Below are 15,562 nucleotides of genomic sequence, written 5' to 3'. Positions count from 1 at the left end.
AAGGCGGGCCGGAAGTCTTTGGTTTAAGAAGTTGTCCTCATGGAGGAAAACGCAAAGCCGAAATTAACGTACGGGAGGTGCGTACATCAAGCCGCCTTTGTTCCACTGGTTGTTCAAACCACGTGGCAATTTCAAAGTGGACTTGGGACCCACATTGCGCTCGAACATTTCGCCGTAGTTACCAACGGCCTTGATGGCGCGGTATGCCCAGTCTTTGTCCAGGCCCAACAATTTGCCTGTGTCTTCAGAAGTACCCAAGATACGCTGAACCACGGGGTCTGTGCTGCTGCCTTTGAGCTGGTCAACGTTGGCTTGTGTGATGCCATATTCTTCGGCTTCGATCAAAGCGTATGTCACCCATTTCACAATGGCAAAGAACTCGTCGTCACCACGGCGCACGCTGGGGCCAAGAGGTTCTTTAGAGATCAACTCGGGCAAGATGACGTGGTCATCAGGATTGGTCGCTTCTTTGTTACGCACAGAAGCCAAACCAGAGGCGTCTGTGGTGTAAGCCTGGCAGCGGCCAGCGAAGTAAGCCTTGTTGGTGGCTTCTTGTGTGTCAAACACCACGGGCTTCATGTTGAGCTTCATGACTTTGGAGTAGTCATTCAAGTTCTTCTCAGTGGTGGTACCAGATTGCACGCACACTGTGGCGCCTTTGAGTTTGGTGGCGCTGGTGATTTTGGATTTCTTGGGAACCATGAAGCCTTGGCCGTCATAGTAAGTGGTGCCTGTGAAGTGCAAGCCCAACGAGGCATCGCGGTTCAGGGTCCAAGTGGTATTGCGTGACAAGATGTCAATCTCGCCTGCTTGCAACACGGCAAAACGCTGCGCAGCGTTCAGGGGGGTGTATTTGATTTTGTTGGCGTCGCCCAAAATTGTGGCGGCCACAGCCTTGCAAACGTCAATGTCCAAACCTGACCAAACGCCTTGGCTGTCAGCTGCAGCAAAGCCTGGCAAGCTGGGGTTCACACCGCAATTCAAAGTGCCACGAGCCTTGATGGCATCGATGGTTTTGCCCGCGAATGCGGGGGTTGCCAAAGTGCCGAGCAATGCCAAAGCGGCAGTGGCCAGCAGGGGGCGTTGAATCAATTTGCGAATGGATTTCATGGACTAGCTCCGAAAGTGAGAAAAGCACATTTTGCATGAAAAAATGCTGTAAAAACCGCGGGTAATTGCTGACATGTTTCGTAGAAAATGCTGGCAAGCCCCAAGAATGGGCAGTTCCATCAGGCCTGCCCCACGAAAGTGCTGGTCAAGCTGGGTCAATGTGAAGATATCCCCAAAATGTAGCAAAAGCGATGGCAAAACACGTTTCTGAAACCCCAGCCACCCAGTGGTTAAAGCAAAAAAAAGTTTCGTACACCGAGCACCCCTACGACTATGTGGACCACGGGGGCACAGCCGAATCGTCCAAACAGTTGGGCGTGCCCGAACACGAGGTCGTCAAAACCTTGGTTATGCAGGATGAAAACGGCAAGGGCTTGGTGGTGTTGATGCATGGCGACTGCAAAACCTCCACCAAAAATTTGGCGCGACAGATTGGCTGCAAATGGGTTGAGCCTTGCAAACCGGATGTCGCTCAGAAAAACTCGGGTTACATGGTGGGCGGTACTTCACCCTTTGGCTTGCGCAAAGACATGCCGGTGTATGTCGAGTCCAGCATTTTGGCTTTGCCCAAAATTTGGATCAATGGCGGCCGCAGAGGTTTTTTGGTGGGCCTAGACCCGCAGGTGCTACTGAACGAGTTGGGTGCCAAGCCTGTTGAATGCGCCTTGCCGCAATGAACTTGGCTGGGTATCAAAGGTCTTGAAGGGCTGCGGCAATTTGCGCTTCAAATTGTTGCGGGTCGCCCAGTGCTTTGGCATTGAGCAAAGCCAGCTTGACCAAAAAAAGTTCGGACTTGTCAGCGCCTGCTTGATCGATGGCGCTGGCCAATGCGTCGTAGACCTGCTCTAGGCCTGCAATGTCTAAATTAGCGGGTGTGTTCATCAGTTCAACTCAATTCTTTGATATTTTTTCTATTTAGCGCATGCATGCAACTTGCAAACTTTGCGTCAAGCGCGCTGCGTCCAGTTGCAACCATCGCGCGCAAATGTGCTGATCGGGGCGGAACAAATAAGCGCCACCGGCTTGAACGGCATAGCGCGCTTGGAAACGCATGTGTGGATCGTGCAATGTGACGTGCGCACCTTCAATGGCAGTAGCGTGTGAGCTGATGGCAATCAACTTGAGCGGCAAGCCTGGTGCTTGAAGCGAGGCCACGGCTTGCGCAATGTCTTTGGGGATGCCCTTGGAATCGGCCACATAGACCAAATCAAAACCGCCACCTAAGTGGTCAAGTAAATAGTTGTCTGTTTGAAGTTGCACATTTTGCGGTGGTGCGCCCAAAGCAGGGCCACCCTTGAATTGCCGATTGTCATCGCATGGGCTGTTCAGTAGCGAGCGACTGTATTCATGCGGCCGCGAGGTGCGCCAATGGTACAGCGGCCGCACAAATTCTTGTGTGAGTGACAAAGACAACACGGCATCGCGCAGCAACCTAAAGCCACGGCTAGGCGGCGCCATGAAGCGCGTGCTCTTGCCCGCTTCTGTGATGATTTCGCGCGCAGCACCCACACGTTCTGTGCTGTGGTTTTGCATCAATTTTTCGGGTGCATGGCCTTGCAGAACAAATGCCAAATGCCAACCCAAAGACTGCGCATCTTGGAAAGCGGTGTTCGCACCGCGTACGCCAAAGATAGGTAACAAGTGCGCAGCATCGCCTGTAAAAACAATGCGCTGGTGGACGTATTCTGGCAAGGTGAGGGTGCGTGCGGAGTACACCGAGTTCCAGTCCATCTCCCAAGGCGTGCCTTCAAAGCCTATCATCTTGAGTTGTGCGTCAATGCGTTGCTTCAAAGACTCGGGGCGTAAAGCTTCTTCCGGTGTTTCGCCAGGTGGCAGTTGGTAGTCCACACGCCAAATGCCATGCGGCTCGCGGTGCATCAAGATGGTGTTGCCGCGGTTCCAATCGGGATCAAAGAAGGCCAAGCGCTCGGTGGGATAGGGCAGGTCAATGCGAATGTCGGCAATCACAAAGATGCTTTCAAACGACGCACCTTCCAGCTTCAAATTCATGCTGCTGCGAATTTCAGAGCGACCACCGTCTGCGGCCACCAGCCAGTCTGTTGTTAAGGTGTAGGGACCTTCGGGTGTATCAATCTCGGCGCTCACGCCATCTTCAATGTTCACGGCTTTGACCAACTTGTTGCCCCACCGTACATCGATCAGCGGATTTGAGGCGCAGGCATCGTGCAAGTACTCTTCGAGGTACTGCTGCTGGATGTTGATCATGGGGAAGAAACGGTCGTCGGGGTCGTGTGGTGTTTCCATGCGAAACACTTTTTGGCCTCGATAGATGGAATTGCCACAGCGCCATGGCAGACCGTTCTCTGTGATGCGATGAGCCACACCCACCTGCTGCAAAATTTCCATGGAGCGACGCGTGAAAACAATGGCGCGCGAGCCTTGTGAGAACTGCAAATCAGCACTGAGCAAGACACACGGTACACCGTGCCTTGCCAACTCAAGCGCCGTGACCATGCCGGCAGGGCCTGCCCCCACAATCACCACTTTGTGTTTTGATTGTGGCGCGTTCTGTGAAGCCAACCAAGGCTTGAAGACTTGGTACTTGTAATAGATGGAAGGGCGGGGTTGGGTACTGGGGGTGTGCATAAGATGAAAGTTATTGTCGTTCGGCGCGCAAAATAAGCAAGCCAGAAATTACCAATAGACCAATGCCCAGCCATGCCACCAGATTGGGCACTTCGTCCCACACCACGTACCCAATCAGCAGGGCGAATAACAAACCGCTGTAACGGAACGGGGCCACCAAACTCATCTCACCTGCACGCATGGCCACAATTAAAAAGTAATATGCCACCGATAAGAAAAGCGACGCACAAAATAGCAGTGCAAGCGCATTGCTTGTGACGGGCACCCAGCTTTGGGTGAGGGTAATGCTGCCCGCTGCAACGGCTACCGACACAGCGGTGGACAAGGTAATGAGCAAGGCTGGTATGTGCAGGCCAATGGCCCGTGTGAGCGTGTCGCGCGTGGCATGAAACAAAGTGGCCAGCACGCAAATCCAGGCATAGACATTGAAGCCATCAGCGCTGGGTTGCACCACCATCAACACGCCCGCAAAGCCTAAAAGAATCAGCGCACCGCGCTGAAACGTCACGCGCTCTTTGAAAAAGAAAATGGCAAACAATGTGATGAACAAAGGCGATGCCAAATTGATGGCCGTGGCATTGCCCAAGGGCAGATGAAACACGGCCGTTAAGTAAGTGAGGGAGGCCATGGCATCGACTGCGCCTCGAAGCCACAATTTGCCGCTCAGCATCATGCGCCAGTTTTTCAAATGACCCATGGCCTGCGCCATGATCAGCACTAAGGTGGTGGCCATGAGGCCGCGAATGAAAATGAGCTGCGGGCCGGGCAGTGATGCACTGACTTGCTTGACCAGCGCATCGTTGGCAATGAACAAGGACATGGCCAGGCTCATGGCCAAAATACCGCGGCGATTGTCTGCGTTCATGGGGTCAACCTGTTCAATGACCATGAAAAAAGCCCCCTGTGCATGCACGGGGGGCTCTAAGTTTGGTGGCTCTTCACGGATTCGAACCGCGGACCTGTGGATTATGATTCCATCGCTCTAACCGACTGAGCTAAAGAGCCTGAGCCAAAAATTATAGCAAACGAATTGGGTTGATTTTTAGAACTTTTGAATAAAGTTTCTTGCCTGCAATTTTATTTTGCTGATGCCTATGCGCTAAAACCGTCTCATCAAGTGTCTGCTCAGCGTGGAGACCGTGCTTGTGGTGCGCGCCGTGCAATTGCAAATGTGATCGTCTATTTACGGGACGATGGACAAATGCTGAAATGTATTGTTTGATTGATGCAAACGACAGATTTAAAGACCATTTGAAAAATGGTTTCGAAATGCTTTCACTACTGTTGAATAGTTGTCTTTCTGCCATACCAAATGAGTTCTTACATTTGCATACTTAGAAGGCAAAGGAATAATTTGCAATTGAGGTTCTGCAAATACTGCCTTAAGAATTGATTTCGGCATGATTCCAATTCCAGTGCCTGCTGCAACGCAGGCAACAATAGCGTGATATGAGGCAAACTCCAAAACGCGGTTAGGTGTGACATCAACACTAATCAGCCATTCTTCGAGAATGCGCCGATAAGAGCATCCAGTTGAAAATGCAATAACTGTGCAATTTCTTAAATAGTCTGGACTTAAAGCATTAGCGACAGTGGTTGGTGCAATTAAGACCAATTCTTCGCTAAAGACCGGATGACTATCAAGCCCCTGCGGTTGAAATGGATCCGAAATTAGTGCTGCATCGACTTCGTAGCGGAGAACCATGTCTAACAACTTAGATGTTGATCCAGTTACCAGCTCAATCATCACTTCTGGATAATTTTTGTGAAACTGCGATAAAACAGGTGGCAATCTTGCCGCGGCTGTGCTTTCAAGTGTTCCTAGCTTTAATGTTCCTTGTGGCGTTCTAGCAAGCATGGCTGTCTCTGCCTCTGTCGCTAGTCTCAGCAGTCGCTCTGCGTAGCCCTTTAGAAGTTCACCATCTGCTGTAAGCGTCATCCTATTTCCGTGTCTTGAAAATAGTTTGATGCCCAGTCGTTCTTCCAGATTTTTGATGCGAGTGGTTACATTGGACTGCACTCGACTTAGCTGTCTTGCTGCAAGTGTGATGCTTCCAGAGTCGACTACTGATTTGAAGAATTGCAAGGACTCAAGGTCTATCTTTCTCATTTTGTGATACCTCCATCCTAATTATTCACTTTTTTAAATACTTTGTCGGGAGTAAAGTAAGCCTCAACTTATTTGAATTTGAAGTTTTGTGAAATCAAAAGAATTACTAATCATTCAAGCAGGCACTCCTCCAGCAGAAATTCAGGAGAGTGTTGGGGACTTACCGCAGTGGTTTGCAGCCGCACTTGGTATGGGAGTTCAGGATTTCGACATTGTTCGAGTCTTTGAAAATGAGCCTTTGCCAGAACACGGCGCTCATTCGGTTGTCGTTATTACTGGTTCGTGGTCTATGGTCACTGACTTGCACCCGTGGAGTGAAACAACCGCAAAGTGGATACAGCAAGCAGACGCATTAAAAATCCCAATGTTTGGCGTTTGTTATGGACACCAACTTATGGCTCACGCTTTTGGGGGCGAGGTTGGTTATTTAGAGAGCGGTCGTGAAATGGGCTGCTTGGAAATAGAGCGAACAAACAATGAGGAAGACAGCTTGCTCGTTGGACTTCCATCGACGTTTAAAGCACACCTAACGCATATGCAAACAGTCATCAAAATACCAAACTATGCAAAGGTATTGGCTCGATCTAAACAAGATCTTCATCAAATTGTGAGGTATAGCGAAACATCATTTTCGACGCAATTTCATCCAGAATTCACGCCACAAATTGCTACTGCGTGTATTCATACGCGAGAGGAAGTTTTGCGTAAAGAAGGCATGGACCCTAACCTGATGTTGGCTGAATTAGAAACTACGCCCGTTCCTTTAATCATTCTTAAAAGATTTATTCAAGCTCACATTGGAACGTCTCGATGAAATTAGGGCTTGTAGGTGGAATAGGACCGGAGTCAACTGTTCTCTACTATCGAAAGATCATTAGCGGAGTTCAAAGCAAACTAGGTCATGAGTGTTTGCCAAAAATATCTATTGAAAGTTTAAGCGCATTCAAGGTTTTTGAATTATGCAGAAGTAATAAGTTTGATGAACTAACAGAGTATTTGTTGGAGGCTTTGAATAGCTTAGAGAAGAGCGGGGCTGACTTTGTTGCATTGACAGGCAATACGCCCAATATTGTCATGGATAGGGTGCGGCAATTAGCTTCAATACCCGTTCTCAGTGCAATTGACGCAACTTGTGAAGAAGCGAAGAAACGGGGTGTGGGGTCTTTAGGGCTGTTGGGGACATCATTCACGATGCAACACAGTTTTTTTAAGGCGCCATTTGAAAACATTGGGATCCGAATTGCAACTCCAAAATTAGAGCAAATCGTTTGGATACAAGACAAGATCGAAAATGAGTTGGAGCATGGAATTGTCAAAGAAGAAACTAGAGAAAGTCTCATTCAAATTATCAAAAATCTTCAAGACAATCAGCGTATTGATCAAGTGATGTTGGCTTGCACCGAACTTCCACTAATTCTTCATGATGAAATTAGCCCAGTTCCATGTTTAGATACGCTGGAGATTCATGTTGCAGCACTGGTTGAAAGATTGGTAGCTTCAAAGGTTGACTAATTATTTTTTGCAGAAAATTAAATAATGCAATTGACTGCATTGAATTCAATATTTTTTGAAAGTAGTTGATATTTTGAAAACGAGAAATTACAAAGTTGTAGATGCATTTACATCTAAGCCGCTGTTAGGTAATCCTGTCGCTGTAATTTTAGATTCGGAAGGTTTAGATACTTCTGCAATGCAAAGAATTGCACGATGGACAAATCTGTCGGAGACAACATTTGTATCACCACCTACAACTAAAGGTGCTGATTACAAATTACGAATTTTCACGCCACAAAGCGAACTTCCATTTGCAGGTCATCCAACTCTCGGAAGTGCTTACGCAGTGATTGAAGCGGGATTGGCAAAAGCAAATAATGGCAAGCTCGTTCAAGAATGTGAAATTGGATTGGTTGAATTGGCTGTGAAAGGTGAAGTTGGAAAAGAGCAGATTTCGTTTGCTTTACCAAATGCAAAACTAACGCAATTACAGCCTGAAGATGTGGATGAGTTAGAGAAGATATTAGGCAGTTCTATTGAAAGAAAATATGCGCCAACAATCATCAATGTTGGCGCTGTATGGGCAGTTGCAAAAATACCAAGCGTAGAAATATTGCTCAAACTAAATCCTGATTTCGGTCGCTCTAAAGTATTTGAAAATCGGTTGGGACTTACAGGTCTTACCATCTTCGCTGAATACGAAGCAGGTGACAAATTCATTGAAGTGAGGTCTTTTGCACCCTCTTGCGGTGTGAATGAAGACCCTGTATGCGGAAGCGGCAACGGTAGTGTTGGTGTCTTTATGTATCAACAAGGCATAGTTCCAAGCACAGGTTTCAGTTATCAAGCAACACAGGGTGTTCGTGTTGGACGAGACGGTCAAATTGAAGTGGCAATTACAAGCTCAGGTGCTATTTCAATTGGTGGTAATTGCGTCACTTGTGTTTCGGGGCAGCTGACTTGCTAAGTGACTGCAAAAATTGCAATCTTTAAATCAAAGCAAGGAAAAAATATGACACCAGAATACAAAATTCAGTTTGAGCAAATGGAGTGGGTTGAAGTTGGCGACGGAATGCGCTTCAAACGATTTCAACAAGATGAACTTCAGCTGCGTTTGGTTGAGTGGGATAAAGCGATGGTTCATCCCAATTGGTGTCTAAAAGGACACATTGGCTATATGGTTGAAGGCGAAGTAGAAATTGATATTGCGGGAAAAGTATTCAACTACAAGAAAGGCGATGTTTTTGTTTTGCCTGATGGCGAAGCTCACAAGCATCGCCCAAAAGTGCTAACTGAAAAAGCTCAATTCTTTGCTGTTGAGAAAGTCAGCTGAATTTATTGGCGTTTGCATTGCACGGACACAAAGATGGTGGGCAAAACCGTCTATACAAGTATGTGTTCAGCGTGGAGACCGTGCTTGTGTGTTGGCGTGGACAAGATGTGTCGTTTTGCAGACGTCTCAATGTAAACGTCAGTGATTAAAAGGCAGTCGTAATGACACATTTTGAGCAAATGCAAGCCTTGTTTTTAGCCTCTTCCGGTACGCGATCAAGAACCTCTGACGAGAAGGTTTCAGTAATGCACCAGCACCTCTCAGGCGGCGTTCCAGTGGCTTTGGCAATCTCTTGAGCACACTGGTTAGGGTCGCCGCAAATGGGGCACTTTGAAGGGTCTATTACTTTGTCCATTGAATCATTAGACCATTAGTGAAGATCGTTGAATCAGGTTTGGTTTCTGAGGGGGCACCGTGCTTGTGCAGAGTTACGGAATGAATTAAAGATATATTTCAGATCGGAACTCTGTCCAACGCGGACATGTAATCTGCACTTCTAGCTTCAGCAAATATATCCAAGGTAAGCGTAATGGCAGATTGCAAAATCAATCCGATGCCAATGCCTGCTGCCACATCTTTTTGTTGCAGAAAAATAATGATCCCGACGCCTGTTATCAAAAGTATCATTTCAATAGCTTTGTAGATTGAAAAGTTTTTCATGACAGTCTCCATGCGAGCCGACTCTTCAACTCGCATTGCGGTTGGATTCTGTTGTAACTGTGTGCTTAAAGCGGATACCTGCGAGTCGGTACGAAAGAATATGGTGGAGCCTACTGCCATTTGCATGAGTCCGATGATTACTAGCGGGTAAGCCATGGACTTCAGTCGATGCCCATTGATCCACAGCCAGATACTTACTGCTATTGCAAGTATGCCAACAGAAATGAAAATGACGCTCTCTTGCTTCTCTGCAGCGAAATAGCTGCTCAAGTTATTAATCATTGCGACGACTCTTTTAAATAGGTTTAATCATGATTTTGACGACTTTGGTAGCAAGGTTACGAGGCGTGAAGCGCATGCTTTGAGCCATAACCCAATTGATGAAGCCAGGAATGTATACCCTCTGACCTCGTTGCATGGCGCGATAGCCCAGCTTCGCTACATATTCTGACGTTGGTAGTTTCTTACCTTTTATCAGTGCAGAGTTTCCGAGTTCAGCCTTTTCTTGAAATCCCGATGCTGTCGGACCAGGACAAAACGCCGTTACCTCAACTCCCGTATCCTCAAGCTCGCAAGCTATGGCTTCTGTAAAGCTCAGAACAAACGATTTTGTAGCGCAGTAAACCGCCATATAGGGACCCGGCTGAAATGCTGCAGTGGATGCAACATTGAGCAGCTTACCTTTTGTTGCTAAAAGATCGGGCAGGCACAATCTAGTCAGAACAACCACTGCCTCCATGTTGAGTTTCATCATAGACAATTCAGCAGTCAGTGAAGAGTTTTTGAACTCACCAAAAGTCCCATAACCTGCGTTATTGACCAATGCATTCAGCCTAATGCCTCGCGCTTTGATATCTGCGTGTAGCGTTGTCGCACCACCATTGATCTCCAAGTCTGCACTTATGACTATGACATTGACCTTAAAGTGAGAGTGCAATTCATTTGCTAAAGACTTCATCTTTTCAATGCTGCGAGCTGCAAGTACGACATCGTACCCATCTTTGGCAAATTCAAAAGTAAGCGCCTTGCCGATACCAGAAGATGCACCTGTAATGAGTGCTGTCTTGCGAAGTGTTGTTGGTAATGTTGTCAAGAATATTCCCCAGAGTTGATTTATCAATACTAGGATTAGAAACTTGGTACTAATATGCCGAGTCAAGTGTTTGGACTTATCAAATCAAGGTCATAGAAATACATTGACTTGGTACTTATGAGCCAGGTTTAGGATGGATATGTGTGCCCATCCTTAATTAATCAAAAAAGCTATGAAAACGTCATGACCGCCAACGCCGTTAAGAGTTTGCAAACAACTGGTGCCTTATGTAAGACTGCAAACGTAACTCGCGGTCAGTTGCGTTTGTACGAGAAAGAGGGGCTCATCTCACCACAAAGACGAACAGATGCAGGTTATCGTCAATATAGTAGCGAGACAATTGACCGCCTTAAGGTAATATTTCATCTAAAGGAACTTGGACTCACGCTTGCAGAAATCGCACTTTTACTGGCGGATCGCGATCAAGGAGTTCTTGATGAAAAAGCATTGCAACAACTGGCATCCAATGTGCTGGCAAAAATAAATGAGCGCATTGCAAGTCTGCAAGTAATCCGAGACTATGTGGAGCCCGTTGCAATTGGTGATATGCGAGTGTTAAATGAACCTGACTGCAGCTTCGTTGTTGAGTTTATGACTGCATTGAAAGTCACAAAGTGAAAGTAAAAGTGTTGAACAACGCAAAAAAATCACTTTGAATTGAATTTGCATCCAAATTTGAGCCACCCCAATTGCCTATCCTGCTCGATTTTTAAGCAAGGATGGAAGACATCAAGCGTCCAGTAACGGGACGATGATTTCTCAGGTTTGATTCCGCGTATAGACCGAGCTTTTGGTGGGCATTTACGTTTTGTTGGATCAGTTTCGCTCAGCTAATGCTAAATAAGCGCCTAATCCAATCATTGTGACGCCTGAAGTTTTAACCATTATTTTTTCTCGCTGAGCTCGCTTTGCGCTTGATGTAAGCAGTCGGTTTGCCCCCAAGACTGCAAGAACATCCACAAATGTATTGAGCACGACGCAAATACCCCCTAACAAAACAAGTTGTGGCATTAAAGGTTCATAGGAGTTAGTGAATTGAGGTAGAAATGCCAGAAAGAAAAGGGCAGTTTTAACATTGAGGGCTTCAACAGCTATACCTTCAAAGAAAGCACGACGAGCTCCTTGTGGTGATATTTCTTCATTGGTATGGGCAGCATTTTTTGAAAAGAGCATACGAAAGCCTAAGTAAAACAAGTAGGCAGCTCCCACATACTTCACAATGCTAAAAGCAAATGCTGATTGGGCAATGATTAGCGAAACGCCAAGTGCTGATGCCATCACGTGTATCAAGCCGCCTAAGCCTGTTCCAAGACAAGATGCCAAACCTTCTTTGCGACCACCAGATACCGTTCTTGCTACAACATATGCAATGCCTGGACCAGGTGTGATGGCTAATACGAATGCCGCAATTAGAAATGGAATCATTGAGCTAGACCTTTAAGTTGTAAATTGTTATCCACAAAACGTTTAATTGAAGATTCTGGTGATTGCGATATGAAGGCTATTATCTCCATACTGATTGAACCGTCTCAACAAGTTTGTGCTCAGCGTGGAGACCGTGCTTGTGGGTTGAGGTGGAGATCAAGTTTGGATCTGTAAGGATGCTGCGAAATCTTTGAAGTTTTTTCTAAACTACATCATCTTCAAATCATCAGTGTTTCAAAAAAGTCATCTTCAAAAAAAAGAATGACCCAAAATTTCTAGGGCTTTTTACGAGTGATGTTGTATTTATGCTATGTAGCATTTATACTATGTCTATGAGTAGAAATGAAGAAGCCCCAGTCTATAACCGTATTGCCCAGCAGCGTGAACTGATCGGTATGAGCCGTCAGCAATTGGCTGAAATGGTCAATGTCCACTATCAAACCATTGGCTACTTAGAGCGAGGCGAATACAGCCCGAGCTTGGTTTTAGCACTACGTATTTCAGAAGCACTGAACATTGATGTTCAAAGTTTGTTTTCCATCAAACCATTTCCTAAAGGTAAAAGAAATGAATGATAAGACCGACAAAAAGTTTTATTGGGCAGAAGGTGTCACTAAGAAAGAAGTGATAAACAGCTTGAACGATAACAAGCCTTCAATATTTAGAAATCAAAGAAACAGAAAAGTACTGGTTGCAGCACTTTCTTTTTCTATCATTTTCCTTTTGCTGACGATTTTTATTGATCAACCCAAAATTAAATCATATGTGGAATTTTTTCTGATGGCAGCAATTGTGATGTTTTACCTATTATTGCGGAAGGCTGTACGCCTGCTAGCAGATGCTCCCTCAGAGTTGTTGGACGAGAGGCAAATTAAACTTCGCAATAATGCGTACATATACGCTTACAGGTGGATGACTTACATCACCCTGATTTATTTTTGCTTTTATTACTTGATAAACAGAGAAGCAACTTCTGTACTATTTCCAAATAAGGAAGCTCATATTTCAACTTCACTCTTTTCAATTTGTATTTGGATGGCAAGCCTCCCATCTATGGTTTTAGCTTGGAGTATGCCGTCAGAGGATAACGCTTGATTGACTTAATGGATCTAATTTTTCCCTGTTTGATTTACCAAACTTTTGAATAAAGTTTGGGGTCTAGAAGGATGTCCTTTAAAAGGGCAAACTATGCGTATAAATCGTTAAGTCAGGTTTGGCTTTGACGGGTCTACCGTGCTACTGGCGAGTCGTTGTCATCAAGTGTCGTTTTACAGGACAGTTGGTGTGGGGTATTAATCAGCCAAGTAGAGGTCTTAATTCCACCCTGCGATGACACGCCTTTGATCCTTCATAAGCCAGTCTTTTTGCAGTTTCATCATCGTTCGCTTGAATTAGCCAAAACCCACTGTAATTTTCTTTGGTATCGAACAGAGGCTTGCCTGTTGTGAAGTTGCTGTCGTTTCGGTTATCGATCACATTGGCATGAACAGGGGCTGTTAAGCCGCCTGCAAAAATCCAATGCCCCTTGTCTCTCAAATAATCATTGAAGGCATCTATAGCAACCATTTCTTCAGGTGTGCCAGATCCAGACAAATCGTCTATGACGAAGATGATGAATTTTTTCAACATGGCCTTTCTATTTAGAGATTGGCATTCCTCTAATTTTGTAGAAACTCACATCACTGCGTACAAAATGATGTGAGGTCTCTGCCAGCAGTCTATTATTTATTGGGTGCCTTGTATTTGGCAGCTTTTGTACCAGCGTTTGCCATAGCAGATCTCATCGCTTTGGTTGAAACTAATTCTTCTACTTGAATTTCTTGGAAGGCACCACTTGCCATCGTGATCATTTGTGCTTCGGTAATTTGTTCAGCAGTTCCTTCAATTAAACAAACGATGCTGCCATTTGAAATTGAAAACAATACTTCATGAGTTTTAAGTCCCAAGGATTTGAAAAGCGCTTTTGCAGCATCTCCTCTATCGCTGGGGGCAGCAAGCATGCCCTGGAAAGCTGTGGTGGTGTAGCGAGAACGAACTAGATATAAAGCCATGATGTGTCTCCTTAATTAAATAGGTAATTGACGAGCTAAGTTGCTTCGTACCCAACTGCTCAATCCGCTGCCAGTTGCGCGAGCAGACCAATCTTGAAATGCTGGATCACCATAGACTGCGTCTACACACTTACCGTAGGCTTCATAGCTGTCAAAGCGAGCGGCAAATACCATGTTGCCTACTTCGCCTGTTGACACGGCCCATATTGATACATCTGCCCCGTGTTTGCGCCAGATGGCAACGCTCTCAGACACGAAGCCCATGAACTTGGCCATGTCAGCGCCTGGATTGGGTTTAAATACTGCTTGTGAAATTATTTGTCCCATTTAAAGTTCCTCCGGATAAAGAAGTGCATGTGGTGTTAATCCACGGGTTTCAATTTAACGCTAGCACTTTAGAAATGAAATAGCTTTTGGAAATCATTTAACAAGGGTTTTCCTGGGTCATATTAAATTTCAGAGGTCGTTTGGCGATGACTCAAAATTGACTTAAAAGATCAATCTTTACACCATTAGAACTTTTGGACAAAGTTTCTTGCTATGCTGATTGGATTAGAAAACGCTCTCCACGCGGCTAAGTAAATACTGTTGTCCTAAGTTGTATTCAGCGTGGATGCCGTGATTGTGAACTTTGACAATTGAAGGCTAGATTGAACTTATTTCCAAAAATCACTGCATGGGCTAAAGCACTCAAATTTGATGTGCTTGCTGTGTGGTTTGCTCTAAAGTATCCAAGCATATCTATTTGGGCAAAGCTTGTATCTTTTTGCGCTGTTGCCTACGCTTTAAGTCCGATTGACTTGATACCAGATTTCATACCGGTATTAGGCTATTTGGATGATTTGATCATTGTTCCTGTTTTGATCTGGCTCGCTTTGAAATTGATTCCAGTTGATGTGATGAGACAAGCGCGGGAACAAGCAGTTGAACGGATCAATAGCAATCAAGCAAAACCAAAGAGCTATGTCGGCCTCCTTTTTGTTTTGGTGATTTGGTTGTTCTGCTTGGTACTTTTGTTAAAGCAATTCAACCAATGGATTTAATCGTTTACAGAAATTGAGGGTAAATTTTTTGGTATTCGACCCTTAGTAAATTACATAGACATAGTTTGTCAAACACCGAAAAGCGATGTTAGGCTTGTACTGTGGCGCTTGTATTGGCGCAGGCGTTTTTACAATGCTGCCAAGTCACTATCTAGGTGGCGTTATTGGGTCGCTTTTGTGGCTGTTGAACTAGAAAATTAATCTGGGTCGGCAAGTATCGCCTTACGTGGAGATTAGTGTTTGGCCAATACTGCAAAATTCCTTGACTCGCTCAAGTGAATGCTTCAGACTCATAGTAATACTTGATCGCTGTTCAACTTTTTATGATCAATTCAAATCGCCACCCCTTTAAATATCTTGCCAAGTTGTTCCTTGCTGGTTTTCTGATTGCAGGGCTGATTGTTGTAGCGGCACAAGATTTGGCACCCAATATCTCATACGCCAAGTTGTTTGCTTATGTCTTTTTTGGACTTGCCGCTTTAGCCGTAAATCTTGTTGGCTTGAGCGTAATTTATCTCAATGTTTATCAGTGGGTCTTACGCAAAGGTGGAACAGACACAGCTTGGTTTTGGTTCAGTAGTGAGCCCAAAGGCTTGATAGTAATAAGGGAAAAGTTACGCAAGCATTGATTTTTTG

The 15,562-nt window shown here is 45.4% G+C and carries 22 protein-coding genes and 1 tRNA gene; 10 read left to right on the top strand and 13 right to left on the bottom strand.

Features of this window, described 5'->3' with window-relative positions:
• Positions 1–63: 63 nt before the first annotated feature.
• The gene (locus tag L103DPR2_RS13100) at positions 64–1,110 is read right to left on the bottom strand and encodes an amino acid ABC transporter substrate-binding protein (protein WP_055361475.1); all 1,047 of its coding nucleotides are present in this window, start codon (positions 1,108–1,110) and stop codon (positions 64–66) included.
• Between the two features lie 191 nt (positions 1,111–1,301).
• On the opposite strand from L103DPR2_RS13100, the gene L103DPR2_RS13095 reads away from it, so the two are divergent.
• Entirely contained in the window at positions 1,302–1,787 is a 486-nt protein-coding gene (locus L103DPR2_RS13095; protein ID WP_055361474.1) for an aminoacyl-tRNA deacylase, read from the top strand.
• 13 nt (positions 1,788–1,800) lie between these two features.
• On the opposite strand, the gene L103DPR2_RS13090 is transcribed toward L103DPR2_RS13095, so the two are convergent.
• From L103DPR2_RS13090 to L103DPR2_RS13070, 5 genes are all read right to left on the bottom strand, one after another.
• The gene (locus L103DPR2_RS13090) at positions 1,801–1,992 is read right to left on the bottom strand and encodes a hypothetical protein (protein WP_055361473.1); all 192 of its coding nucleotides are present in this window, start codon (positions 1,990–1,992) and stop codon (positions 1,801–1,803) included.
• A 33-nt stretch (positions 1,993–2,025) separates the two neighbouring features.
• Positions 2,026–3,717, bottom strand: coding sequence for an FAD-dependent monooxygenase (locus L103DPR2_RS13085; protein ID WP_055361472.1), 1,692 nt, complete (start codon positions 3,715–3,717; stop codon positions 2,026–2,028).
• 10 nt (positions 3,718–3,727) lie between these two features.
• The gene (locus tag L103DPR2_RS13080) at positions 3,728–4,582 is read right to left on the bottom strand and encodes a DMT family transporter (RefSeq protein WP_055362058.1); all 855 of its coding nucleotides are present in this window, start codon (positions 4,580–4,582) and stop codon (positions 3,728–3,730) included.
• Between the two features lie 63 nt (positions 4,583–4,645).
• A tRNA-Met gene (locus tag L103DPR2_RS13075) sits at positions 4,646–4,722 on the bottom strand.
• 235 nt (positions 4,723–4,957) lie between these two features.
• Positions 4,958–5,827: a LysR family transcriptional regulator gene (locus L103DPR2_RS13070; protein WP_055361470.1), complete on the bottom strand. Its 870-nt coding sequence runs from the start codon at positions 5,825–5,827 to the stop codon at positions 4,958–4,960.
• Between the two features lie 88 nt (positions 5,828–5,915).
• On the opposite strand from L103DPR2_RS13070, the gene L103DPR2_RS13065 reads away from it, so the two are divergent.
• The 4 genes from L103DPR2_RS13065 to L103DPR2_RS13050 are packed head-to-tail and all read left to right on the top strand — an operon-like array spanning position 5,916 to position 8,654.
• Positions 5,916–6,641, top strand: a complete 726-nt coding sequence (locus L103DPR2_RS13065) for a glutamine amidotransferase (protein ID WP_055361467.1) — start codon at positions 5,916–5,918, stop codon at positions 6,639–6,641.
• Positions 6,638–7,339, top strand: a complete 702-nt coding sequence (locus tag L103DPR2_RS13060) for an aspartate/glutamate racemase family protein (RefSeq protein WP_055361466.1) — start codon at positions 6,638–6,640, stop codon at positions 7,337–7,339. Before L103DPR2_RS13065 ends, L103DPR2_RS13060 begins: the two co-directional genes overlap by 4 nt.
• 55 nt (positions 7,340–7,394) lie before the next feature.
• Positions 7,395–8,288, top strand: coding sequence for a PhzF family phenazine biosynthesis protein (locus L103DPR2_RS13055; RefSeq protein WP_231717647.1), 894 nt, complete (start codon positions 7,395–7,397; stop codon positions 8,286–8,288).
• Positions 8,289–8,654, top strand: coding sequence for a cupin domain-containing protein (locus L103DPR2_RS13050; protein ID WP_156339914.1), 366 nt, complete (start codon positions 8,289–8,291; stop codon positions 8,652–8,654).
• 145 nt (positions 8,655–8,799) lie between these two features.
• Here the strand turns inward: L103DPR2_RS13050 and L103DPR2_RS14255 are convergent, their stop codons facing one another.
• From L103DPR2_RS14255 to L103DPR2_RS13040, 3 genes are all read right to left on the bottom strand, one after another.
• Complete coding sequence (locus L103DPR2_RS14255) at positions 8,800–9,009, bottom strand: cysteine-rich CWC family protein (RefSeq protein ID WP_082466822.1); 210 nt, start codon at positions 9,007–9,009, stop codon at positions 8,800–8,802.
• A gap of 98 nt (positions 9,010–9,107) precedes the next feature.
• On the bottom strand, positions 9,108–9,584 hold the full coding sequence (locus tag L103DPR2_RS13045) for a hypothetical protein (RefSeq protein ID WP_146179225.1): 477 nt from the start codon (positions 9,582–9,584) through the stop codon (positions 9,108–9,110).
• 25 nt (positions 9,585–9,609) lie between these two features.
• Positions 9,610–10,407, bottom strand: a complete 798-nt coding sequence (locus L103DPR2_RS13040; RefSeq protein WP_231717646.1) for an SDR family NAD(P)-dependent oxidoreductase — start codon at positions 10,405–10,407, stop codon at positions 9,610–9,612.
• Between the two features lie 183 nt (positions 10,408–10,590).
• On the opposite strand from L103DPR2_RS13040, the gene L103DPR2_RS13035 reads away from it, so the two are divergent.
• Positions 10,591–11,025 (top strand): MerR family transcriptional regulator, encoded by a 435-nt coding sequence (locus L103DPR2_RS13035; RefSeq protein ID WP_108254915.1) that lies wholly within the window; start codon positions 10,591–10,593, stop codon positions 11,023–11,025.
• Between the two features lie 198 nt (positions 11,026–11,223).
• Here the strand turns inward: L103DPR2_RS13035 and L103DPR2_RS13030 are convergent, their stop codons facing one another.
• Entirely contained in the window at positions 11,224–11,832 is a 609-nt protein-coding gene (locus L103DPR2_RS13030) for a LysE family translocator (protein ID WP_055361461.1), read from the bottom strand.
• Between the two features lie 326 nt (positions 11,833–12,158).
• On the opposite strand from L103DPR2_RS13030, the gene L103DPR2_RS13025 reads away from it, so the two are divergent.
• Positions 12,159–12,407 carry a helix-turn-helix transcriptional regulator gene (locus tag L103DPR2_RS13025; RefSeq protein WP_231717645.1) on the top strand — a complete coding sequence of 83 codons (249 nt, stop codon included), beginning with the start codon at positions 12,159–12,161 and terminating at the stop codon, positions 12,405–12,407.
• Positions 12,400–12,927 carry a hypothetical protein gene (locus tag L103DPR2_RS13020; protein ID WP_055361459.1) on the top strand — a complete coding sequence of 176 codons (528 nt, stop codon included), beginning with the start codon at positions 12,400–12,402 and terminating at the stop codon, positions 12,925–12,927. Before L103DPR2_RS13025 ends, L103DPR2_RS13020 begins: the two co-directional genes overlap by 8 nt.
• Before the next feature lie 201 nt (positions 12,928–13,128).
• On the opposite strand, the gene L103DPR2_RS13015 is transcribed toward L103DPR2_RS13020, so the two are convergent.
• The 3 genes from L103DPR2_RS13015 to L103DPR2_RS13005 form a co-directional block, all read right to left on the bottom strand.
• Entirely contained in the window at positions 13,129–13,461 is a 333-nt protein-coding gene (locus tag L103DPR2_RS13015) for a YciI family protein (protein ID WP_055361458.1), read from the bottom strand.
• Positions 13,462–13,553: 92 nt separating this feature from the next.
• The gene (locus tag L103DPR2_RS13010; protein ID WP_055361457.1) at positions 13,554–13,883 is read right to left on the bottom strand and encodes a GYD domain-containing protein; all 330 of its coding nucleotides are present in this window, start codon (positions 13,881–13,883) and stop codon (positions 13,554–13,556) included.
• A gap of 15 nt (positions 13,884–13,898) precedes the next feature.
• Entirely contained in the window at positions 13,899–14,210 is a 312-nt protein-coding gene (locus L103DPR2_RS13005; protein ID WP_156339913.1) for a hypothetical protein, read from the bottom strand.
• Positions 14,211–14,533: 323 nt separating this feature from the next.
• On the opposite strand from L103DPR2_RS13005, the gene L103DPR2_RS13000 reads away from it, so the two are divergent.
• Positions 14,534–14,926, top strand: coding sequence for a YkvA family protein (locus tag L103DPR2_RS13000; protein ID WP_055362055.1), 393 nt, complete (start codon positions 14,534–14,536; stop codon positions 14,924–14,926).
• Positions 14,927–15,249: 323 nt separating this feature from the next.
• Positions 15,250–15,555: a hypothetical protein gene (locus tag L103DPR2_RS12995; protein WP_055361455.1), complete on the top strand. Its 306-nt coding sequence runs from the start codon at positions 15,250–15,252 to the stop codon at positions 15,553–15,555.
• Positions 15,556–15,562 lie beyond the last annotated feature (7 nt).

Origin of the sequence: Limnohabitans sp. 103DPR2 (genome assembly GCF_001412575.1) — a bacterium.
Taxonomy (GTDB): domain Bacteria; phylum Pseudomonadota; class Gammaproteobacteria; order Burkholderiales; family Burkholderiaceae_C; genus Limnohabitans_A.
The sequence above is the reverse complement of the archived record's forward strand: the minus strand, read 5'-3'. Positions and strand labels throughout refer to the sequence as shown.